This window comes from Duganella lactea, from assembly GCF_009857505.1.
Classification (GTDB): Bacteria; Pseudomonadota; Gammaproteobacteria; order Burkholderiales; family Burkholderiaceae_D; genus Rugamonas; species Rugamonas lactea.
Genome location: NZ_WWCP01000058.1, coordinates 1 through 20,904, shown reverse-complemented (window position 1 = coordinate 20,904; position 20,904 = coordinate 1). Strand labels below are relative to the sequence as shown.

The 20,904-nt window shown below is 63.3% G+C and carries 19 protein-coding genes; 12 read left to right on the top strand and 7 right to left on the bottom strand.

Features of this window, described 5'->3' with window-relative positions:
• On the bottom strand, positions 1 to 374 hold a 374-nt coding region (locus tag GTP44_RS25625), incomplete at its 3' end, for a response regulator (RefSeq protein ID WP_161021628.1).
• Positions 365 to 1,678 (bottom strand): sensor histidine kinase, encoded by a 1,314-nt coding sequence (locus GTP44_RS25620; protein ID WP_161021627.1) that lies wholly within the window; start codon positions 1,676 to 1,678, stop codon positions 365 to 367. The genes GTP44_RS25620 and GTP44_RS25625, both read right to left, overlap by 10 nt.
• A 165-nt stretch (positions 1,679 to 1,843) precedes the next feature.
• On the opposite strand from GTP44_RS25620, the gene rimO reads away from it, so the two are divergent.
• From rimO to GTP44_RS25585, 7 genes are all read left to right on the top strand, one after another.
• Positions 1,844 to 3,235 carry a 30S ribosomal protein S12 methylthiotransferase RimO gene (gene rimO / locus GTP44_RS25615; protein ID WP_161021626.1) on the top strand — a complete coding sequence of 464 codons (1,392 nt, stop codon included), beginning with the start codon at positions 1,844 to 1,846 and terminating at the stop codon, positions 3,233 to 3,235.
• A 70-nt stretch (positions 3,236 to 3,305) separates the two neighbouring features.
• Positions 3,306 to 4,154 (top strand): creatininase family protein, encoded by an 849-nt coding sequence (locus tag GTP44_RS25610; RefSeq protein ID WP_161021625.1) that lies wholly within the window; start codon positions 3,306 to 3,308, stop codon positions 4,152 to 4,154.
• Complete coding sequence (locus GTP44_RS25605; RefSeq protein WP_229257084.1) at positions 4,151 to 5,377, top strand: YncE family protein; 1,227 nt, start codon at positions 4,151 to 4,153, stop codon at positions 5,375 to 5,377. Before GTP44_RS25610 ends, GTP44_RS25605 begins: the two co-directional genes overlap by 4 nt.
• 2 nt (positions 5,378 to 5,379) lie before the next feature.
• Positions 5,380 to 6,546, top strand: coding sequence for a cystathionine beta-lyase (locus GTP44_RS25600; RefSeq protein ID WP_161021624.1), 1,167 nt, complete (start codon positions 5,380 to 5,382; stop codon positions 6,544 to 6,546).
• Positions 6,546 to 7,604: a histidinol-phosphate transaminase gene (gene hisC, locus GTP44_RS25595; RefSeq protein ID WP_161021623.1), complete on the top strand. Its 1,059-nt coding sequence runs from the start codon at positions 6,546 to 6,548 to the stop codon at positions 7,602 to 7,604. Before GTP44_RS25600 ends, hisC begins: the two co-directional genes overlap by 1 nt.
• A 47-nt stretch (positions 7,605 to 7,651) precedes the next feature.
• On the top strand, positions 7,652 to 8,884 hold the full coding sequence (locus GTP44_RS25590) for a putative DNA modification/repair radical SAM protein (RefSeq protein ID WP_161021622.1): 1,233 nt from the start codon (positions 7,652 to 7,654) through the stop codon (positions 8,882 to 8,884).
• On the top strand, positions 8,881 to 10,308 hold the full coding sequence (locus GTP44_RS25585) for a UdgX family uracil-DNA binding protein (RefSeq protein ID WP_161021621.1): 1,428 nt from the start codon (positions 8,881 to 8,883) through the stop codon (positions 10,306 to 10,308). Before GTP44_RS25590 ends, GTP44_RS25585 begins: the two co-directional genes overlap by 4 nt.
• Here GTP44_RS25585 and GTP44_RS25580 read toward each other — a convergent pair.
• Complete coding sequence (locus GTP44_RS25580; RefSeq protein ID WP_160989999.1) at positions 10,280 to 10,642, bottom strand: DUF4870 family protein; 363 nt, start codon at positions 10,640 to 10,642, stop codon at positions 10,280 to 10,282. The genes GTP44_RS25585 and GTP44_RS25580 overlap by 29 nt on opposite strands.
• A 67-nt stretch (positions 10,643 to 10,709) precedes the next feature.
• On the opposite strand from GTP44_RS25580, the gene GTP44_RS25575 reads away from it, so the two are divergent.
• Complete coding sequence (locus GTP44_RS25575; protein WP_161021620.1) at positions 10,710 to 11,267, top strand: hypothetical protein; 558 nt, start codon at positions 10,710 to 10,712, stop codon at positions 11,265 to 11,267.
• Positions 11,268 to 11,269: 2 nt separating this feature from the next.
• Here GTP44_RS25575 and GTP44_RS25570 read toward each other — a convergent pair whose 3' ends face one another.
• Positions 11,270 to 12,148 (bottom strand): alpha/beta hydrolase family protein, encoded by an 879-nt coding sequence (locus GTP44_RS25570; RefSeq protein ID WP_161021619.1) that lies wholly within the window; start codon positions 12,146 to 12,148, stop codon positions 11,270 to 11,272.
• Between the two features lie 55 nt (positions 12,149 to 12,203).
• Here GTP44_RS25570 and GTP44_RS25565 point away from each other — a divergent pair, with 55 nt between their 5' ends.
• Both GTP44_RS25565 and GTP44_RS28070 read left to right on the top strand, forming a co-directional pair.
• On the top strand, positions 12,204 to 12,707 hold the full coding sequence (locus tag GTP44_RS25565) for a low molecular weight protein-tyrosine-phosphatase (RefSeq protein WP_161021618.1): 504 nt from the start codon (positions 12,204 to 12,206) through the stop codon (positions 12,705 to 12,707).
• Positions 12,708 to 12,790: 83 nt separating this feature from the next.
• A complete protein-coding gene (locus tag GTP44_RS28070; RefSeq protein ID WP_202424229.1) occupies positions 12,791 to 13,009 on the top strand; it encodes a hypothetical protein in 219 nt (72 codons plus the stop codon).
• A 3-nt stretch (positions 13,010 to 13,012) separates the two neighbouring features.
• On the opposite strand, the gene serB is transcribed toward GTP44_RS28070, so the two are convergent.
• The 3 genes from serB to GTP44_RS25545 are packed head-to-tail and all read right to left on the bottom strand — an operon-like array spanning position 13,013 to position 18,304.
• The gene (gene serB, locus GTP44_RS25555; RefSeq protein ID WP_161021617.1) at positions 13,013 to 13,855 is read right to left on the bottom strand and encodes a phosphoserine phosphatase SerB; all 843 of its coding nucleotides are present in this window, start codon (positions 13,853 to 13,855) and stop codon (positions 13,013 to 13,015) included.
• Positions 13,856 to 13,899: 44 nt separating this feature from the next.
• The gene (gene mfd, locus GTP44_RS25550) at positions 13,900 to 17,349 is read right to left on the bottom strand and encodes a transcription-repair coupling factor (RefSeq protein WP_202424228.1); all 3,450 of its coding nucleotides are present in this window, start codon (positions 17,347 to 17,349) and stop codon (positions 13,900 to 13,902) included.
• A gap of 22 nt (positions 17,350 to 17,371) precedes the next feature.
• Positions 17,372 to 18,304, bottom strand: coding sequence for a 5'-nucleotidase (locus GTP44_RS25545; RefSeq protein WP_161021615.1), 933 nt, complete (start codon positions 18,302 to 18,304; stop codon positions 17,372 to 17,374).
• A gap of 193 nt (positions 18,305 to 18,497) precedes the next feature.
• Here GTP44_RS25545 and GTP44_RS25540 point away from each other — a divergent pair, with 193 nt between their 5' ends.
• Both GTP44_RS25540 and GTP44_RS25535 read left to right on the top strand, forming a co-directional pair.
• Positions 18,498 to 20,255: a methyl-accepting chemotaxis protein gene (locus GTP44_RS25540; protein WP_161021614.1), complete on the top strand. Its 1,758-nt coding sequence runs from the start codon at positions 18,498 to 18,500 to the stop codon at positions 20,253 to 20,255.
• 158 nt (positions 20,256 to 20,413) lie between these two features.
• The gene (locus GTP44_RS25535; RefSeq protein WP_161021613.1) at positions 20,414 to 20,803 is read left to right on the top strand and encodes a hypothetical protein; all 390 of its coding nucleotides are present in this window, start codon (positions 20,414 to 20,416) and stop codon (positions 20,801 to 20,803) included.
• The last annotated feature ends 101 nt before the right edge of the window (positions 20,804 to 20,904 follow it).

Here is a 20,904-nt window from a genome sequence, read left to right as displayed (position 1 = left end):
GCTGGCGCCGGCCGGCTGGCGTTCAGCGCGCGCCGCAGCGCCTCGGCCAGCGCGTCGCGGCCCAGCGGCTTGGTCAGGTGATCGAAGGCGCCCAGGCGCATCGCCTCGATGGTGTTGGAGCCGCTGGCGTAGGCGGTCAGCACGATGCACGGCAGACCGGGCGCGGCGTCGGCGGCGGCGCGCAGGAAGGCCAGGCCGTCCTCGCCGGGCAGGCGCAGATCGACAATCGCCAGATCAATGCCGCCATCGGCCAGCCGCCGCAGACCGGCCTCGCAACTGCCGGCCTGGCGCACCTCATAGCCCAGATCGTCCAGCGTTTCGGCCAGCGTGGTACGGAAAGCGGTGTCGTCGTCGACGATCAGGATCACAGCCATGGCAGCTCCAGTTCAATGCGCGTGCCTTGTGGCCGCGAGGTGTCCAGCCGGACGCGGCCGCCGTGCGCCTGTACCACCTCGCGCACCACCGCCAGTCCCAGGCCGGTGCCGCCGTCACGCCCGGTCACCAGCGGATCGAACAGCGTGGCGCGCAACGGTGGCGGCACGCCATTGCCGTCGTCGGCCACCCACAGCGTCAGATGTTGTCCGCCATGCGCGGCGCCCAGTTCGATATGGCCGCCAGACGGCGTATGGGCCAGCGCGTTCCACAGCAGATTGTCGATGACCCGCTCCATTTGCGCCGCATCGAAGCCCGGCTGGCCGTCGGCGGCCGATTCCAGGCCGGGGTGGATCGCCAGCGTCAGCGTCAGCCCCAGTTCGGCCGCGGCGTCGGCGTGGGCCAGGCGCCGTTGCTCCAGCCACGCCGGCAGCGCCACCGGCGCGCGCTTGGGATGGAACGGCTGGGTCAGGGCGAGCAGGCTGGAGACCAGGGTTTCCAGCCGCTGCACCTGGAGCAGGGTGGTGCGCAATGCCGATTCGGTGCGGGCCTCGCGCTTGGCCGGTGGCGCCGCCAGCGCGTTATCCACCTTCATGCGGATGGTGCCGAGCGGATTGCGGATTTCGTGCGCCAGCCCCGCCGCCAGGCTGCCCAGCGCGGCCATGCGCTCGCTGTTGGCCAGCAGCGCGGCAAGACGCTGCGCCTCGCGTCCCCAGCGCATGACCAGGAAGGCGAACCAGGCGCCCGCGAGCAGCAGTGAGCCGAGCAACAGGCTGACCGCCAGGATCAGATGGTTCAGCGCGGCCTCGGCCAGCGTGGCGACGCGGGTCAGCGTCCATCCCGCCACGCCTGGCGCTACCGGGCAGGCGCTGTAGACCACCGCCTCGCGCAGGCCGGGCCGCGCATCCTGCACCGCCTGTCCGCTGGCCAGCGCCTGCTGCGCCAGCGCCGCAATGCGCGGCAGTTCGGCGGCCGGCGCGTCCTGTTTGACGCCGCTGCCGTCGTAGGTCGGGAAGGCATAGGCGTAGGCGCCGCGCGATTCGGCCCACAGGCCGCCTTCAAAACCGGCGTCCTCGCGCAGCGCCATATCGACCAGCGCGCGCTCCAGCGCCGTGGTCTGGCCGCGTTGCGGCGCCATGCGGCCGGCGCCGGCACGCATGATCTGGCAGATCACGGCGCCGCGCGCCCGCGCTGCGGCCACCTGGGCGTCGGCACCCTGGCGTCCCAGTTGCAGCAGCAGCCATATCAGCACCACCACCATGGCGGCGATGGCCGCCCACAGCCAGGACAGATCGCGTTTCAGCATGCCGTTCAGCGCCACGGGGACCTTTCATTGTTCAAGTCTCGCGATTATAGGCCGGCTGCGCTGCGCTTCTGTCTCCTACCGTACATAGGCCGGGAGGCCGCGTCGGGGCCGGCGTGATACAATTGTCGATTGCCCGTCATTTCCGTCAAGTTTTAGCAATCCTATATGCAATCGCAACCACTCTCCCGTCTTCCCAAGCCAGCCGCCGGCGCGCCAGCACCGAAAGTGGGCTTCGTTTCGCTCGGCTGCCCCAAGGCGCTGGTGGACTCCGAACAGATTCTGACCCAGCTGCGCGCCGAGGGTTATGAGACCGCCAAGTCCTATGACGGCGCCGATCTGGTGATCGTCAACACCTGCGGCTTCATCGACGCCGCCGTGCAGGAATCGCTGGACGCCATCGGCGAAGCGCTGGCCGAAAACGGCAAAGTGATTGTGACCGGCTGCCTGGGTGCCAAGAAGGATGCCGACGGCTCGGACCTGATCACCAAGATTCACCCGAAGGTGCTGGCCGTGACCGGCCCGCACGCGCTGAGCGAGGTGATGGACTCGGTCCACCACCATCTGCCTAAACCGCATGAGCCGTTCATCGACCTGATTCCGCCGCAAGGCGTCAAGCTGACGCCGAAGCACTACGCCTACCTGAAAATTTCGGAAGGCTGCAATCACCGCTGCTCGTTCTGCATCATCCCATCGATGCGCGGCGATCTGGTGTCGCGTCCTATCGGTGAGCTGCTGCTGGAAGCGGAAAACCTGTTCAAGTCGGGCGTCAAGGAACTGCTGGTGATCTCGCAGGATACCTCGGCCTACGGCGTAGACGTCAAATTCCGTACCGGCTTCTGGAACGGGCGCCCGATCAAGACCCATATGACGCAACTGATGGAAGCGCTGGGCGAACTGGCCAAGTCCTACGGCGCCTGGGTGCGCGCGCACTATGTGTATCCGTATCCGCACGTGGACCAGGTGATTCCGCTGATGGGTGAGCATATCCTGCCTTACCTGGACATCCCGATGCAGCACGCGCATCCGGAAGTGTTGAAGCGCATGAAGCGTCCGGCCAGCGGCGAGAAGAATCTGGACCGCATCCTGGCATGGCGCAAGATGAATCCCGACCTGACCATCCGTTCGACCTTCATCGCCGGTTTCCCCGGGGAGAGCGAGGCCGAATTCGAGTACCTGCTGGACTTCCTGAAGGAAGCGCAGATCGATCGTCTGGGCTGCTTCGCCTACTCGCCGGTGGAAGGCGCCACCGCCAACGAACTGGCGAACCCGGTGCCGGAAGAAGTGCGCGAAGAACGCCGTGGCCGCGTGATGCTGCTGCAGGAAGAAATCTCGAAAGCGCGCCTGAAAGCGAAAGTCGGCAAGACCGTGCGGGTGCTGATCGATGAGGTTAACCGCACCGGTGGCGTAGGCCGTTCGGCCGCCGATGCGCCGGAAATCGATGGCGTGGTCTACGTCAAACCACCGTTCGAGCCGCATAAGAAACTGGTGGTCGGTCAGTTCTTTGATGTGAAAATTACGACATCCGACGCCCATGACTTGTGGGGAGAGGCACTTTAAGCCGCTCGTCCACTATAATAAAGGCGGATACGCGTTCAACGCGGTCCGCCTTTTTTTATGGTTGAAGCTTATGCGTGATTTGAAATTCCCGGTTGCCCTTGTGGTTTGCTTGCTGGTCGGCGCGCTGGCGCGGCCGGTGATTGCGGCGGAGGCGCCGGTTATGCTGGAAGAAATGACCAGCACCGAACTGCGTGCCCGCATCGACGCCGGCGCCACCACCGCCATCATTCCGATCGGCGGCACCGAACAAAGCGGCCCTTATATCGCCCTCGGCAAACACAATGTGCGTGCCACCGTGCTGGCGCGGATGATCGCGCAAAAGCTGGGTAACGCCGTCGTCGCGCCGGTGGTGGCGTATGTCCCGGAGGGCAGTATCACGCCGCCGGCTGGCCACATGAAGTTTGCCGGCACGCTGTCCATACCCGAATCCACGTTTGAAGACCTGCTGGTCGGCGCGGCGCAAAGCCTGCGCCAGCACGGTTTCCGCAACGTCGTTTTCATCGGTGACCATGGCGGCTACCAGAAAAGCGAAACCCGCGTGGCCGATCGCCTGAACAAGGTTTGGGCCAGGGACGGCAAGGCGCGTGCGCTGGCGCTGTTGACGTACTACGACGTGACGCAGGAACCCTTTATCGCCGACCTGGAAAAGCGCGGCTACAGCAAGGCCGAAATCGGCCTGCACGCCGGCCTGGCCGACGCCGCGTTGATGCTGGCCACCGACAAATCCCTGGTGCGCACCGAGGCGCTGGCGCACGGCCCATCACCCACGCCTGCGCAGGGCGTGCGCGGCGACGCCCGCCGCGCCACCGCCGAATTGGGCAAGCTTGGCGTGCAGCGCATCGTCGACACCTCGGTTGCGGCGATTTCCGATTTTGCGGCGCATGGCGCGCCGCCCACCACGAGTAAAGCATCCAAATGAAAACTAATCGTCTCGTCTACGCGGCGCTGGCCGCTGTTGGTCTGATTGGCGCCGGCAGCTTGCTGGCTTTGTCCAACATGGAGCCGGCTCAGGCGGCGCCCGCCGCCGCTGCGGTGCCGGTCAACGTCTATGCCGGCATCAGCCCCGCGCATCTGAGCCCGGCCACCAAAGATCATTTGTCGCGCGTGTATGTGCCCAACCTGCGCTCCAACGATGTGTATGTCATCGATCCCGAGACCTTGAAGGTGGTCGACAAGTTCAAGGTCGGCGTCGGCCCGCAGCACGTGGTGCCGGCCTACGACCTGCAAGCGCTGTGGGTGGCGAATAACGCCGAGCGCACCAACAAGGGCAGCCTGACGCCGATCGATCCTCGCACCGGCAAGCCGGGCACGCAGATCGCGGTGGACGATCCCTACAATATGTACTTCTCGCCAGATGGTAAATCCGCCATCGTGGTGGCCGAGGCCTTGCATCGCCTGGACTTCCGCGATCCGAAGACCATGCAAATGCAATACGCCATCGACGTGCCGGAATGCGGCGGCATCAACCACGCCGACTTCTCTCCGGACGGCCGTTATGCCATGTTCACCTGCGAATTCGCCGGTTCGGTGGCGCGCATCGATCTGCAAACCCGCAAGGTCGAGGGCTACCTCAAGCTGTCGATGCCGACCACCCGTTTCTCGGAAAAAGATCCGATCGACCAGTTGCTGGCGAATGAGGTGTGCAGCAAGAAGAAAGGCATGCCGCAGGATATCCGCGTTTCGCCGGACGGCAAGCGTTACTACATCGCCGATATGGACGCCGACGGTGTGCACGTCATCGATGCCGCCTCGTTCACCAAGGTTGGCTTCATTCCGACCGGTGTTGGCGCGCATGGCCTGTATCCAAGCCGCGACGGCACCAAACTGTATGTGGCCAACCGCGGCACCCACAATATCCACGGCAAGCGCAAAGGCAAGGGCCGCGTTACGGTGATCGACTTCGCCACCGAAAAAGTGGTGGCACAGTGGCCGATTCCAGGCGGCGGCAGCCCGGACATGGGCAACGTCAGCGCCGACGGCAAATATCTGTGGCTGTCCGGCCGCTTTGACGATGTGGTGTACCGCATCGACACCGGCAACGGTGATGTCAAGCAGGTCAAGGTCGGCCAGGAACCGCACGGCCTGACCGTATGGCCGCAGCCGGGTCGCGTGTCGCTTGGCCACACCGGCAATATGCGCTGATCATGACGGTGCAAAAATCGCCGCAAACGGCGCTGATCCATACGGATTACAAGGCGCCGGAGGGATTCGAGGCGTTTCCGAGCGCGATCCATCACGCCTCCACGGTGCTGTTCAAGAACGTGGCGGCCATGCGCTCGGGCGACTGGAAGGACAAGAACGCCTATACCTACGGGCTGCATGGCACACCGACCACCTTCACGCTGGAGGCGCGGCTGGCGGAGATCGAAGGCGGCAACCATTGCCTGCTGGCGCCGAGCGGCCTGGCGGCCATCGCCATGGTGGACTTTGCGTTGCTGAAGTCCGGCGACGATGTGCTGTTGCCGGAGAACGTCTACAACCCGAATAGCGAGTTGGGGCGTTGGCTGTCGGCCGATTTCGGCATCACCGCGCGCTACTACGATCCGCTGATCGGCGCGGGCATCGCCGCGCTGATTCAGCCGAACACGAAATTGATTTGGGTCGAGGCGCCAGGTTCGGTATCGATGGAGGTGCCGGACCTGCCGGCCATCAGCGAGGCGGCGCACGCGCGCGGCGTGCTGGTGGCGCTGGATAATACCTGGGCCGCTGGCCTGGCGCTGCGCGGCTTTGACCTCGGCGCGGATATCGTCATGCAGGCATTGACCAAATATCAGTCCGGCGGTTCGGATGTGTTGATGGGCGCGGTCACGACGCGTGACAAGGCGCTGTACGACAGGATCAGCCTTGCGCACATGCGTCTCGGCCTGGGCGTTGGCGCGGACGACGCCTATCTGGTCTCGCGCGGCCTGCCGACCATGCGTCTGCGTTTCGACGCGCACGATGCGGCGGCGCGCAAGCTGGCGCAGTGGTTGAAAGCGCGGCCCGAGATCAAGCGCGTGCTACATCCGGCTTTTGCGGATTGTCCGGGGTACGACATCTGGAAGCGCGACTTTACCGGCGCCGGCGGCCTGTTTTCGGTGATCTTCGATGACCGATACGGCGAAGCGCAGACCGATCGTTTCGTCGATGCGCTCCAGCTGTTCAAGATCGGCTACAGCTGGGGCGGGGCTAACAGCCTGGTCATGCCTTACCGCATACAGCATATGCGGCAGAACTGGCAGGACAGGGGCGTACTGGTACGCTTCAACGTGGGTCTGGAAGACGTACAGGATTTAATCGCCGATATCGAGCGAGCATTTGGGGAAATGTAATGAGTAAGTTCTGGAGCAAAGTGGTGCACGGCCTGACGCCGTACACGCCGGGTGAGCAGGTGCAGATGCCTGGTCTGGTGAAGCTGAATACCAACGAGAATCCGTACGGCCCGTCGCCCAAGGCGATCGCCGCGATGCATGAAGCGGCCGGCGACGGCCTGCGCAAGTATTCCGATCCATCGAATGTGGCGCTGAAGGATGCGGTGGCGCGCCGCTTTGGCCTGAAGCGCGAGCAGGTTTTCGTCGGTAACAGTTCCGACGAGGTGCTGGCGCATACCTTCCACGCGTTGCTGAAGCATGAGTTGCCGTTGCTGGCGCCGGACATCAGCTACAGTTTTTATCCGACGTATTGCAGCCTGTACGGCATCGAGTGCGTCCAGGTTCCGCTGAACGAGCGTTTCGAGATTGATGTCGCCGACTACAACCTGCCGTGCGGCGCGATCATCATCGCCAATCCGAACGCGCCGACCGGTATCGCGCTGACGCTGGACGCGATCGAGTCGTTGGTGAAGGCGCATCCTGATCAGGTGGTGGTTATCGACGAGGCTTACGTGGACTTTGGCGCGCAAAGCGCCGCCGCGCTGCTGGACCGCTACGATAATCTGCTGGTGATTCAGACGCTGTCCAAATCCCGTTCGCTGGCCGGCCTACGCGTCGGCTTCGCGGTGGGCCATCCCGATCTGATCGAGGGCCTGGAGCGCGTGAAGAACAGCTTCAATTGCTATCCGCTGGGCCAGGTGCAGCAAGCCGGCGCGGTGGCGGCGCTGGACGATGTGGCCTACACCGAGCAAACGTCGCAAGCCATTATCGCCAGCCGCGCGTGGCTGACGGCGCAGATGCACGCACTGGGCTTCGAGGTGCTGCCGTCGCACGCCAATTTCATCTTCACGCGCCATCCGCGGCACGATGGCGCGCAGTTGGCGAAGGCGCTGCGCGAGCGCGCCATCCTCGTGCGCCACTTTACCGCCGCGCGCATCGACCAGTTCCTGCGGATCTCGATCGGTACGGACGAGGAATGCGGCAAACTGGTCGACGCACTGAAAGCCATTCTATCCTGAGTAAACTCTGATATGCTGTATGCATATACAGCATATCGGGGCGTGCGATGGAGATGAAGGACAAGCTGGAAATCCTGGCCGATGCGGCCAAATATGATGCCTCCTGCGCCAGCAGCGGAGCACCCAAGCGTGACTCTGTCGGCAAGGACGGCTTTGGCGCCACTACCGGCATGGGCATCTGCCATAGCTATACGCCGGATGGGCGCTGTGTGTCGCTGCTGAAGGTACTGTTGACCAATTACTGTCTGTACGATTGTCAGTATTGCGTCAACCGGCGCACCTCCAATGTGCCGCGTGCGCGCTTCTCGGTGGCGGAGGTGGTCAAGCTGACCACCGATTTCTACCTCCGTAATTACATCGACGGGCTGTTCCTCAGCTCGGGCATCATCCAGTCCGCCGATTACACCATGGAGCAGCTGGTCCAGGTGGCGCGGCAGTTGCGCGAGGCGCACCAGTTCCGTGGCTACATTCACCTGAAGACGATCCCGGATGCCGATCCCGCGCTGATCGCGGCAGCCGGGCGCTATGCCGACCGCCTGAGCGTGAATATCGAACTGCCGACGCAGGACAGCGTGCAAAAGCTGGCGCCGGAGAAGAGTATCCATACGATCAAACTGGCCATGGGTTCGATCCGCCGCAAGCTCGATGAGAAAGCCGAAGAACCCAAAGCCCCACGCTTCGCGCCAGCGGGACAGAGCACCCAGATGATCGTCGGTGCCGACGGCAGTGACGACCAGCAGATTCTCTCCACCGCGCAGACGCTGTATGGAAGCTACAAGCTGAAACGCGTGTATTACTCGGCTTTCAGTCCGATTCCGCAAAGCCCGAAAAGCGTGCCGCTGGCGCCGCCGCCGCTGTTGCGCGAGAACCGCCTGTATCAGGCGGATTTTCTGATGCGCGGTTACGGTTTCCAGGCACAGGAGCTGCTGCCGGAGAGCGGTGGCAACCTGGCGCTGGACATCGATCCGAAACTGGCCTGGGCGCTGCAACACCGCGAACATTTTCCATTGGACCTGAATCGTGCGGAACCGCACATGATCGCCCGCGTGCCAGGCATAGGATTGCGTAACGCGCAGCGCATCGTGGAGTTGCGGCGTTTGCGGCAGGTGCGCTATGCGGACCTGTCGCGGCTGAGGTGCAGCATGAAGAAGATTTCGCCGTTCATCGTCACCGCCGACTATTTTCCGGCGCGGGACGCCAGTCCGTCCGAGCAGCTGCGGCGGTCAATGGCCGAGGCACCGCAACAGATGAATTTATGGCCGGAGCTGCAGACGGCATGATGCGCAAAGTGGTGCGTTCGTTTGACGAATGGCGCGACGCCGCACGCGCGCTGATCGCGCGCCGCGTGCCGCCGGAATATGTAGAATGGGTAACCAGTGAGGGCGAGGGCGACCTGTTCTCCGGTGCGGGCGCGCTCGTCGACGCAGAGCCGGCACCGCCTGGCCCGGCGCTGCGTCTGCCGCGCGAGCTGATGGAGATGCTGGCCGGCGCCGCGTGTTTCAGCGCTGCCGAACGCTGGGCCTTCCTCTACAAGGTGATCTGGCGCTGGCAGTTGGGCGAGCGCGATGTGATGTCGGCGGCCGATTCGGACGGCGCTCGGCTGTACGCCATGGTCAAAGCCGTCCGCCGCGAGGAGCATGACATGCATGCCTATGTGAGATTCCGCGAACGCAAGGAGGAAGACGGCGCGCCGCGCTTTGTCGCCTGGTTTGAGCCGACGCACGCGGTGTTGCCGCAAGTTGCAGAGCACTTCGCCCGCCGCATGGGCAGCGCCACCTGGATGATCGCCACGCCCGACGCCACTGTGCTGTGGGACGGCGTGCGGTTGCACGACGCGCCGGCCATGATGCGCAGCGCCGCCGATATCGAAGACGCCGGCGAGGCGCTTTGGCTGACCTACTACCGCAGCATCTTCAATCCGGCCCGGTTGAATGCCGACCTGCTGCGCAGCCATATTCCATCCCGCTTCTGGAAAAACCTGCCGGAGGGTGCCATTGTGCCGGCCATGATCAGTGGCGCCGCCAATGGCGAGCGCCGCACCGGCCAGACCAGCACTGTTGGCCGCCGCACCGGCGCCACCACCATCGCCGTGACGCCGGAACGCGCACAGCCTCAGCGCGAGCAACCGGCCACGCTGGACCAGTGTCGCCGCTGCGAGCTATGGCGCAACGCCACCCAGGCCGTGCCGGGTGTCGGTCCGAAGCAGGCGCGCATCATGCTGGTCGGCGAACAGCCGGGCGATCAGGAGGACTTGCAGGGGTTGCCATTCGTCGGCCCCGCCGGTGAGGTGCTGGACCGCGCGCTGGCCGAGGCGGGCGTTGGACGCGATCAGGTTTACGTGACCAACGCCGTCAAGCACTTCAAGTGGGAGTTGCGCGGCAAGCGGCGTTTGCACAAGACGCCGGCGCAACGCGAAGTGGCGGCATGCCATGTGTGGCTGGAAGAAGAGTTGGCGCGCGTGCGTCCCGACGTGGTGGTGGCGCTGGGTGCGACGGCGCTGAAATCCGTCATCCAGGATGGCGGCGCGACGATGGCTTCCGTGATGGATGCGCCGTTTGAGCGTGAGGGCCGCTGGGTGGTGGCCGTGTATCACCCATCGTTTGTGCTGCGTGCGCGGGATGAGGAGAGCCGGCGGCAAGCCTACGACGTGATCGTTGCAGGCTTGCGTCAGGCGCTTACACTGGCGCCGGCTCGTTCCGGTTGATGCGGGTGATGCCGACGACCAGACGGTAAGCCTTCCACAGCCACGCGCCGATCCAGATCAGCCAGGCGATCGGGATGCCGACAAACGTTATGAAGAACGCCGCGCCAACCACCACCCACACCACGTACCACCAGAACGAGCGGATCATCCACGTGTGGTGGCTATGGACGAAAGTGCCGTCCGTGCTGGGGCGCTGCAAATAGTTGAGAATAAGCGGAATGATCGAGAACGCCCCCAGCGAAAACACAAAGCTGATCGCATGAATAACGTACAGCCACCAGGCGGTGGTCTTGGCCGATTCCAGGCGGCCCTCCAGTACCAGTTCTTGGGACATGATGCTTCCTTTGTTATATAAAGTTGGTTTAGAGTATAGCAATACAATTTTCCGCCAGGCGCAAGGCATGTCAAATTACGACGACCATCTGTGTGCTATCGAACACTATCAACGTTACCAAATGATGAAGCCTTGGATTGGTTCGGACTACAGCAGCCAGCAGCTGAAACTGCTGGTACTGGGCGAAAGCCACTATGTTAATAAACACGCTCGGTTTCATCACGACGAAGTCGCTTGGTATAACGGTGTTGAGGTGCCACAGAAATTTCAACGCGGGATCAGTACCCGGTTGGTGCTTGGGCAGTCTCTGGCGGAGCGATGGAAGCGTAAATCGTCGGTGATTTATCGGAATATCGAGACGGCGTTGATGGAGTCCGGAGTGCTGACGGCAGATGGTACGTCTCCGATCCATGCCATCGCCTATATGAACTACTTCCAGCGGCCAGCGCAAAGCAGCGGCCAGTCGCTGAAGCACGGCCCCTTGGACCGGCTGCACAGTGCCGCTGTGGTGGACGCGGTAGTGGATATCCTGCTGCCGGACCTGATTGTCGTCTGTAGATACGCCTATGCGCAAGTACAAAGGGTTGAGCGGCAAACAGATATTGATCGACGCTGTGCGCGCTGAACTTACACGGTCCGCTTGAGGAATTCGGTCACGTCGGCAAAGAATTCGGGCTGGATGGTTTCGCGGTCGAAGCCATCGGGGTCTTGGGACGGTTTGAAATTTGGTCGCGTCATCTCCGGCGGGAATTTGCTCATGAAGGCGAAATGGCCGGCGCCTGGTATATCCTTGTGCTCGACCAGCGCCGGCTGGGCCACGCCTTCGATGATCTTGTTGGCGTGTTCGATCGGCGTGATGTCGTCCCTCTCGCCGGTGCGCAGCAGGATCGGCAGGTCCACCGGGCGCAGCGAGCCGGCGATGAACCAGAACGTCGCTGGGTTCAGCAGGACCAGCGACTTGATACGCGGATCGGGCGTGATCGTCACCGGTGCCGGCGCCGCGTTGGAATCCTTGCGTTCATATGGTCCGCTCCAGGCAATGCCGCCCGCTGCGGCCAGCGCGGTGTAGCCGCCGATTGAATGGCCGATGACGGCCACGCCATTGCGGGCGATATGCGGCGCCAGCGTGGAGTCGGCCAACACCGCGTCGATTGTCAGCGTAATGTGGCGTGGACGGTTGGCGAGATTGGCGACGGTGCCGGCCAGGTTGTTGTCCAGCCGCGTGTTGCCGGTGTGTGCGGGCAGCGCCACCACAAAACCGGCCAGCGCCAGATGCCTGGCCAGTTCGCGGTAGGCCCAAGGCGTGCCGGAATGGCCATGTGAAACCACGACCAGCGGCCAGACACCGTCCGCCGGCGGCGCATCCTTGGCCACGTCCAGCGAGTAGGGGCCGAAATGCTCGGTCTTTTCCTCGCCGATGGCGGGGTAGAGCACCGCAAGCGGCACATCGGCGCCCTGCACCGAATCATGGACCTTGCTTAACCTGCAGCCGCAACGCACACTCATTCCCAGTCCTTTTCGCATAGAATGCAACGGTGTGATTATAAGGGAGCCAGCAAGGATGGATGTGAACAATACCATTGCCAATCCGGTCTCGGTGCTGTTTGTCTGCATGGGGAATATCTGCCGCTCGCCGACTGCGGAAGGCGTGTTCCGCCACCGTGTGGCGGCGGCCGGATTGGCGGATCATTTTCATATCGATTCCGCCGGCACGCACGGCTATCACGTCGGTGAACCGCCGGACGCGCGCTCGATGGAATACGCGGCGAAGCGCGGCTATGATTTGTCCGCCCAGCGGTCGCGCAAGGTGACGGCGCGGGATTTCGAACAGTTCGACCACCTGCTGGCGATGGACCACGACAATCTCAAGCTGCTGCGCGCGGCCTGTCCGCCACAGCACCAGCATAAACTGGGGCTGATGATGTCACACGCCGCCCGCAGCGCGTCGGACGTGGTGCCTGATCCCTACTACGGCGGCGGCAATGGCTTCGACCTGGTGCTGGACTATATCGAGGATGCGACAGATGGGCTGATCGCCACGCTCGCAGGCAAAAAGTTAGGGTAGTATTATGACTAAGCCCTTGCGCAAAGGAGACCACCTTGATACAGCCCGGCATCCCCCAGAATGAGGCACTCCGGCTAGCAGCGTTGAAGTCACTGAATGTGCTGGACTCCCCGGCGGAGGAGCGTTTCGACCGCGTCACGCGCATGGCCAAGCGCATGTTCCGTGTGCCGATTGCGCTGGTCAGCATTGTCGATGGCGACCGGCAGTGGTGCAAGTCGATGCCGCAAGAGGTGGACGCGCTACTGGCCGCTGGCGATGCGCAGATGTACGCGATCAAGGCGGCCAAGAAGCAGCGGCATTAAGGATTAAGTCAGCAGCGGCAGGATGCCATCGAGGCCGACGAAGTTGAGCGCCACGTTGGCCTGTTCGCGCACCACCGGCTTGGCGCGGAACGCCACGGACATGCCCGAGATGCTCATCATCTTCAGGTCGTTGGCGCCGTCGCCCATGACAATCGCCTGCGATGGCGAGATGCCCAGTTTCGCGCATACGCGTTCCAGCGTGCGTTTCTTCTCTTCCGCGTCGACGATGCCGCCCAGGACCTTGCCGGTCAGCTTGCCGTCGATGATCTCCAGTTCATTGGCGTTGGTGTAGTCCAGGCCCAGACGTTGCTTCAGGCGCTCGGTGAAGAAGGTGAAGCCGCCCGACACCAGCAGCGTTTTCAGGCCAGCCGCCTGCACCGCCTTCAGCATGGTCTCGGCGCCTGGCGACAGTTGCAGGCGCTCGTTGTACACCCGCTCCAGCGCCGACGCGTCCAGACCTTCGAGCAGCGCCACGCGGCGTTTCAGGCTTTCGGCGAAATCCAGTTCGCCGCGCATGGCCGCCTCGGTGATTTCCGATACCTGCTGCTTCAAACCCTGCATGTCGGCGATTTCGTCGATGCACTCGATGGTGATCAGCGTCGAATCCATGTCCATGGCCACCAGCTTGTAGTCGCCCATCTTGTGCGTGCCGATCGAATACGTGGTGTCGAGCTGCGCGGCTTGCGCGGCGACTTCAATGGTCTGGCACAGTGCGGTTGAGAAGGTGATGCCTTCGCAGCGCAGCGCGGTGTCGCTCAGCCAGGTCAGGTTGGCCGATGCGGTCAGCGCGGCGATGCGCTCCAGTCGTGGCTTGCAATCGCCCACACCTTGCAGTACGAGGTTCATGGCGGTATTTGCGTTAGTCATGTGCGTAGAGAGTAGTTAAGGTGTCAGGTAAGCTGCTTGATGGCGGCCTTGATCTGCGTGACGCGCGCGCTCAGGTCCGGCATGGCGGCGGTGATCTTCAGTTTATCCTGCCCATTCAATTTGATCTGGCGGTTTTTCTGGATCAGTTCAATGATGCGCATCGGATCGATCGGCGGCTTGGGCATGAATTGCAGGCTGGCCGCTTCCGTGTGCGCGTCGATCTTGATGATGCCCACCGTTTTGGCGGCGATGCGCAGACGGTGCGTTTCGATCAGCGCCTTGACCGGGTCCGGCAGCTTGCCGAAGCGGTCGATCAGCTCCTCTTGCAGGTCGTCGATCTTGTCCTGCGAGGTGCAGTTGGCCATGCGTTTGTAGATCGACAGGCGTTCGTGCACATCGCCGCAGAAATCGGCCGGCAGCAACGCCGGCACGTGCAGGTTGATCTCGGTGGTGGTGGCCAGCGGCGCCGCCAGGTCCGGCTCCTTGCCGGCCTTGAGTGAGCGCACCGCCTCGTTCAGCATGTCCGAATACAGCTGGAAGCCGATCTCGGTCATCTCGCCGGACTGGTTGTCGCCCAGGACTTCGCCGGCGCCGCGGATTTCCAGATCGTGCATGGCCAGGTAGAAGCCCGAGCCCAGTTCTTCCATCTGCTGGATGGCGTCCAGGCGGCGCTGCGCCTGTTTGGTCAGCGACTGCACGTCGTGCACCAGCAGATAGGCATAGGCCTGGTGGTGCGAACGGCCGACGCGCCCGCGTAGCTGGTGCAGCTGCGCCAGGCCGAATTTGTCGGCGCGGTGCATGATGATGGTGTTCGCGGTCGGCACGTCGATACCGGTTTCGATAATCGTGGTGCACAGCAGGATGTTGTAGCGCTGGGCGACGAAGTCGCGCATCACCTTTTCCAGGTCGCGTTCGTGCATCTGGCCGTGGGCGACGGCGATGCGCGCTTCCGGCAGCAGCTCGGTCAGCATCGCCATGCGATTCTGGATGGTCTCGACTTCGTTGTGCAGGAAGTAGACCTGGCCGCCGCGCTTGAGCTCACGCAGGCAGGCCTCGCGGATGATCGATTCGCTCTCGCCGCGCACAAAGGTCTTGATCGCCAGGCGCTTTTGCGGCGCGGTGGCGATGACCGAGAAGTCGCGCAGACCTTCCAGCGCCATGCCCAGCGTGCGCGGGATCGGCGTGGCGGTCAGCGTCAGCACGTCGACTTCGGCGCGCAGCGATTTCAGGGTTTCCTTCTGGCGCACGCCGAAACGGTGTTCCTCGTCGATGATGACCAGGCCCAGTCGGGTGAACTTGACGTCTTCCGACAGCAGCTTGTGGGTGCCGATGATGATGTCCAGCGTGCCATCGGCCATGCCTTTGATCGCCTGCGAGATTTCTTTGCCGGTGCGGAAGCGCGACATTTCGGCGATGCGCACCGGCCAGTCGGCGAAGCGGTCGGCGAAGGTTTGCGCGTGCTGTTCTGCCAGCAGCGTGGTCGGCGCCAGAATCGCCACCTGCTTGCCGCCCATGACGGCGATGAAGGCGGCGCGCAACGCCACCTCGGTCTTGCCGAAGCCGACGTCGCCGCACACCAGGCGGTCCATCGGTTTGCCGGACGTCATATCCTTGATGACGTTGTTGATCGCTTCCTGCTGATCCGGCGTTTCGTCGAAGCCGAAGCTGTCGGCGAAGCGCTCGTAGTCGTGCGCCGAATATTCAAACGAATGGCCCTGGCGCAGCGCGCGGCGGGCGTAAAGGTTGAGCAGTTCGGCGGCGGTGTCGCGCACCTGTTCGGCCGCCTTGCGTTTGGCTTTTTCCCACTGGCCGGAGCCCAGCGTGTGCAGCGGCGCGTCGTCCGGCGAGGCGCCGGAGTAGCGCGAAATCACATGCAGTTGCGAGACCGGCACATACAGCTTGGTCTCCTTGGCGTATTCGAGGTGCAGGAATTCCGCCTCGCCTTCGCCCAGGTCCATGCTGGTCAGGCCCATATAACGGCCGATGCCGTGATTGATGTGCACCACCGGGTCGCCGATCTTCAGCTCCGACAGGTCGCGCACCATCGACTCGACCTGGGTGACCGCTTCCTGCTTCTTTTTGCCGGCGCGGCGGCCGGAGCCCGCATACAGTTCGGTCTCGGTGATGAAGATCAAGCGCGCGCCGTCGGCCGCCAGCTCGAAGCCGGCATGCAGCGGCGCCACGCCCAGCGCCAAGCGGGCGTCCGAGTCGCGGAAGCCTTCGTAGCCTTCGACAGGCGCCAGCGGCAACTGGTATTCGTTGAAGTACTGCTGCAGCGTTTCGCGGCGGCCGTTGGATTCGGCGCAGATCATCACGCGGCTGCCGGACTGCATCAGGTAGGCGCGCAGATTGGTCAGCGGGTCGTCCAGATGACGGTTGACGGCGATGTCCGGCACGCGGGCCGACAGCTCGGAGGCGCCGGCGTCCGGGTTGTCGCGGATGGCGATCTGCGGATATGGCTTGGCCAGCACGAAGAACTGTTCGTCCGACAGGAACAGGTCTTGCGGCGCCATGATCGGGCGCTCGCGGTCGGCTTTGAGGAAGCGGTAGCGCGAGCTGGTGTCGGTCCAGAAGCGCTTGATGGCCGCCTCGATGTCGCCGACCGTGGCCACCACCGCGCCTTGCGGCAAGTAGTCGAACAGCGTGGCCGTCTGCTCGAAGAATAGCGGCAGATAGTATTCGATGCCGGCCGAGGCGATGCCGCTGCTCATGTCCTTGTAGATCACCGCGCGCGACGGATCGCCTTCGAAGTGTTCGCGCCAGCGGCTGCGGAAGGCGGTGCGCGAGGCCTCGTCCATCGGGAACTCGCGGCCCGGCAGCAAGCGCACCTGCTTTACCGGATACAGCGAGCGCTGGGTGTCGGCGTCGAAGGTGCGGATGGTTTCGATGGTGTCGCCGAACAGGTCGAGGCGGTAGGGCAGCGCGGATCCCATCGGGAACAGGTCGATCAAGCCGCCGCGCACCGAGTATTCGCCGGGCGACATCACCTGCGTCACATGCGTGTAGCCGGCCAGCGTCAGTTGCGATTTGAGCCGGGCCTCGTCGAGCGACTGATTCTGCTCGAAGAAGAAGGTGTAGGCGGCCAGGAAGGACGGCGGCGCCATGCGTACCAGCGCGGTGGTGGCCGGCACCAGCATCACGTCGCACTGGCCGCTGGAGATTTCGTGCAGCGTCGCCAGGCGCTCGGACACCAGGTCCTGGTGCGGCGAGAAGGCGTCGTAGGGCAGGGTTTCCCAGTCCGGCAGCAGGTGGCAGCGCAGCTGCGCGCCGCCGAACCACGGGATTTCATCGCGCAGGCGCTGGGCGTCGCCGGCGTTGGCCACGACCACGGCCAGCATCTGGCCACGGGATTTGAGTTCGAGCGCGATATGCGCCAGTGCGTAGGCATCCGCCGAGCCATGCAGCGCGGGCAGGGCAAAGCGATTGCCGGGTTTGGGAATGGATTTGGTTAAGGCTGGCGACACAACACACATTCAACAGTTATCCAGACCTCTATTATACCAAGCGGTTGGCGACGCCGAAGGGGACGTGCACCATCGGGATGTTGCCGCCGGGGGAGTGCAGGTGGCTGAGCTGGTCGTCGAAGAACATATGCGGTTTGAAGATGCTCAGCACGCGCGCTTTTTCCATTCCGCCGAGGAAGAATGTTTCGTTGGCGGAAACGCCCCAGCTCTTCAGTGTGGTCACCACGCGCTCGTGCGCCGGCGCGCTGCGGGCGGTGATGATGGCGATGCGCAGGATCTTCTTGTAGCCGGGATCGGCGCGCTGGGCGTCTTCTTCCAGTTGCTGCATCACCGACAGTTTGCGGAACAGGTCGGCCAGCGGGCCGGGCTGGTGCGGAATGGCGACCCGCGCGGTCTCGTGGGCATGGAATTCGCCGACGTCGTTGTTGCGCTTGAAGACCGTTTCCGATTCGTCGTCGGCGATCACGCCGTCAAAGTCGAAGGCGATGCGCAGTTCACCGTCGGCCTCGTCGTCCTCGGTGCGCGAGGGCAGCACCAGTCCGGCCGGGTAGTCGGCTTGCAGCGCGCGGCGCACGTCCTCCTCATTGGCTGACAGGAATAACGAGGTGTTGAAGGCGGGTAAATAGCGGTACGGCGATTCGCCGGTCAGAAAGCAGGCGCGCGAGATGTCCAGCCCGTAGTGGGCGATCGAATTCATCACCCGCAGGCCGGTTTCCGGCGAGTTGCGCGAGAACAGCACCACTTCCACCGGCGTCGTGTCCGGATGCAGCTTGTTGATGCCGAGGAAGCGGCGGATGAAGGGAAAGGCGACGCCTTTGTCGAGAACGGTGTCGACCTGCTGTTCCTGATAGTCGCGGTAGGCCTCGGGGCCGCCTTCCAGGTACACCTGGTGCGACGCGCTCAGGTCAAACAGGGCGCTGGAGGCGATGCCGATCACCAGCTTGTGCTCAATCGGATAAGGCATGGGGATGTTTTAGTTGGCGATGACCGTTACTGTAACCGATCGGCGTCGCCGCATCTGCACAGGTGCTCAAGTGTTTTTGCAGCGCAACACTTATCATGATTGTATGCATTATTAGTATTTCTTATGCGTAACCTTGTTATATAGTAACAACTCGATATCAATAATTTGAATAATTTCTTTGCGGGGTGATGTCATGTTTGCTAATTTTAAGATCAAGTGGAAACTGGTCACCTTGGTTGCGCTCATGATGCTGGCGCTGCTGGTGGTGGGCCTGGCCGGCTATCGCGGCATCGGCGGCGTCGGTGACGCGGTGCACGAAATCGGCGTCGTGCGGCTGCCATCGGTGCAGGGCTTGCTGGCGATGAGCGAGGGGCAGACGGCGGTGGCGGCGGCCAATCTGTTTGCCGGCACTTACGCCAGCGATGCGCAGGCGCAGTCGCGCTTCGGCGAGGCGCTGGAGATGCGCAAGAAAGCCTGGGCCAACATTGAAGCTGGCTGGCGCCGTTATGAGCCGTTGCCGCAGACGGCGGAAGAGGCGGTGATGTGGAAGCAGTTCATCGCTGAATGGGCCGCCTGGAAGGCGACGGACGAAAAGATCGGCGCCACCATTGCCAGCATGGCCGCCAACAAGGATGAACAGATACAAAAGGCGCTGTTCAACACTTTCCATCAGCAGTACAGCGAGTCGCGGCCGCTGTTCCTGAAGGCCGAGGCGTCGCTGACGAAGATTGCCCGCCTTAATGAAAAGATCGCTGAGCAAAGCGTTGACGCGGGCAATGCGGCGGTGGTCAGCGCCGAGTGGGCGATGGTCGCGGCGGCGGGGATCGCGGCGCTGTTGGCGATCGGGTGCGCGGCGTATATCGCCGGGGCGATTACCCGGCCGATCAACGAGGCCGTGCGGGTGGCGCGGACGGTCGCCTCGGGCGACCTGACCAGCCGCATCGAGGTGACGACCACCGAGGAAACCGGCCAGTTGCTGGGCGCGCTCAAGGACATGAACGATAGCCTGATCCGCATCGTCGGCCAGGTGCGCGCCGGCACCGGGACGATTGCGACCGCCTCGACCCAGATCGCCACCGGTAACCTGGACCTGTCGCAGCGCACCGAGGAGCAGGCCAGTTCGCTGGAGGAGACGGCGTCGTCGATGGAGGAACTGACCTCGACCGTCAAGCAAAATGCCGACAACGCGCGTCAGGCCAATACGCTGGCGGCGTCGGCCTCCGGCGTGGCGCAGCGCGGCGGCGAGTTGGTGGCGCGCGTGGTGGCAACCATGGAGTCGATCAATGCCTCGTCGGCCAAGATTGTCGACATCATTTCGGTGATCGACGGGATCGCGTTTCAGACGAATATCCTGGCGCTGAACGCGGCGGTGGAGGCGGCCCGCGCCGGCGAGCAGGGGCGCGGCTTCGCGGTGGTGGCTGGCGAGGTGCGCACGCTGGCGCAACGGTCGGCGGCGGCGGCCAAGGAAATCAAGGAGCTGATCGGGGATTCGGTGGAGAAGGTCGGCGCCGGCAGCAAGTTGGTGGAGGAGGCCGGCGCGACGATGGGCGAGATAGTCGATAGCGTCCAGCGCGTGACCGACATCATGGGCGAGATCAGCATGGCCACCCAGGAGCAGAGCACCGGCATCGATCAGATCAACATGGCGGTGGGGCAGATGGATACCGTGACGCAGCAGAACGCGGCACTGGTGGAGGAAGCCGCCGCCGCCGCGGCTTCGCTGCAGGAGCAGGCGGCGGGGCTGGAAGAGGTGGTCAGCGTGTTCCGCCTGGACGAGCACCTGGCGGCCGCCAGACAGCCGGCGGCGCCAAGGGTATCGCGGCCGACGGCCAGCGCGCCACGTAAGGCGCTCGCTGCCGTGACGCCGCGCCCGGCGCCGAAGCCGGCGCCTGCCAAGGCGTTGCCGAAGCAGATGGCGGCGGCCTCCTCGGAGGATTGGATTGAGTTCTAAGCAGTAATAATGCAAGCCACTATCTGGCGCAGTCGTACCTTGAGGGCAGTCCGTGTGGCTGCCTTTTTCGTTTGATGTAAATCAAGCTTGGCCTACCGCGCGATGCTAGGTTGATCGCTCATCGATAGTGCGGTTAAAGGGAGAGAGGGAGAGCGGTCATGCCGGGCACCAATGAAAACCAAGGCGCTGCAAGCCAGTCGCGCAATGTCTATGATGTCAGTAGCGAAAAGCGCCTGAGCGCTGTCGAAGCGCGGCTTACCGCGGTGGAGGTGGATGTGGCTGTCACAAAAGCCAATTGCGCGACCAAGGACGACTTGCAGACGCTGCGTGCGGAAATGCATGCCGGTCACGAGCGTATCATTGCCATGTTCTACGAGCATAAGCTGGAGTTTCAGGCCGATCAGGCCAGGCAACGAGATGATTTCCAAGCCGGCATGGGCAAGCAGCGGGATGACTTGTATCACCTAATGCTGAATCAAATGTGGAAACTGCACGGCTTTGCCTCGCTGATGCTGGGCGGCGTGGAGCCTGTAAGAATTTCTGTGTGAAACGGGGTCATGAAATAATACCGAAAGGGATGCTCCATGATCGACACGATGACCACCAAGAAACCGCGCAAAAAGAAAGAGCCGTATCCATTCCCAGTTGA

Bases quoted from the DNA above. Each gene is read 5' to 3' on its own strand.
- GTP44_RS25620 (WP_161021627.1), bottom strand. From the start codon at position 1,678: ATGCTGAAACGCGATCTGTCCTGGCTGTGGGCGGCCATCGCCGCCATG.
- rimO (WP_161021626.1), top strand. From the start codon at position 1,844: ATGCAATCGCAACCACTCTCCCGTCTTCCCAAGCCAGCCGCCGGCGCG.
- GTP44_RS25610 (WP_161021625.1), top strand. From the start codon at position 3,306: ATGCGTGATTTGAAATTCCCGGTTGCCCTTGTGGTTTGCTTGCTGGTC.
- GTP44_RS25605 (WP_229257084.1), top strand. From the start codon at position 4,151: ATGAAAACTAATCGTCTCGTCTACGCGGCGCTGGCCGCTGTTGGTCTG.
- GTP44_RS25600 (WP_161021624.1), top strand. From the start codon at position 5,380: ATGACGGTGCAAAAATCGCCGCAAACGGCGCTGATCCATACGGATTAC.
- hisC (WP_161021623.1), top strand. From the start codon at position 6,546: ATGAGTAAGTTCTGGAGCAAAGTGGTGCACGGCCTGACGCCGTACACG.
- GTP44_RS25590 (WP_161021622.1), top strand. From the start codon at position 7,652: ATGGAGATGAAGGACAAGCTGGAAATCCTGGCCGATGCGGCCAAATAT.
- GTP44_RS25585 (WP_161021621.1), top strand. From the start codon at position 8,881: ATGATGCGCAAAGTGGTGCGTTCGTTTGACGAATGGCGCGACGCCGCA.
- GTP44_RS25580 (WP_160989999.1), bottom strand. From the start codon at position 10,642: ATGTCCCAAGAACTGGTACTGGAGGGCCGCCTGGAATCGGCCAAGACC.
- GTP44_RS25575 (WP_161021620.1), top strand. From the start codon at position 10,710: ATGTCAAATTACGACGACCATCTGTGTGCTATCGAACACTATCAACGT.
- GTP44_RS25570 (WP_161021619.1), bottom strand. From the start codon at position 12,148: ATGAGTGTGCGTTGCGGCTGCAGGTTAAGCAAGGTCCATGATTCGGTG.
- GTP44_RS25565 (WP_161021618.1), top strand. From the start codon at position 12,204: ATGGATGTGAACAATACCATTGCCAATCCGGTCTCGGTGCTGTTTGTC.
- serB (WP_161021617.1), bottom strand. From the start codon at position 13,855: ATGAACCTCGTACTGCAAGGTGTGGGCGATTGCAAGCCACGACTGGAG.
- mfd (WP_202424228.1), bottom strand. From the start codon at position 17,349: ATGTGTGTTGTGTCGCCAGCCTTAACCAAATCCATTCCCAAACCCGGC.
- GTP44_RS25545 (WP_161021615.1), bottom strand. From the start codon at position 18,304: ATGCCTTATCCGATTGAGCACAAGCTGGTGATCGGCATCGCCTCCAGC.
- GTP44_RS25540 (WP_161021614.1), top strand. From the start codon at position 18,498: ATGTTTGCTAATTTTAAGATCAAGTGGAAACTGGTCACCTTGGTTGCG.
- GTP44_RS25535 (WP_161021613.1), top strand. From the start codon at position 20,414: ATGCCGGGCACCAATGAAAACCAAGGCGCTGCAAGCCAGTCGCGCAAT.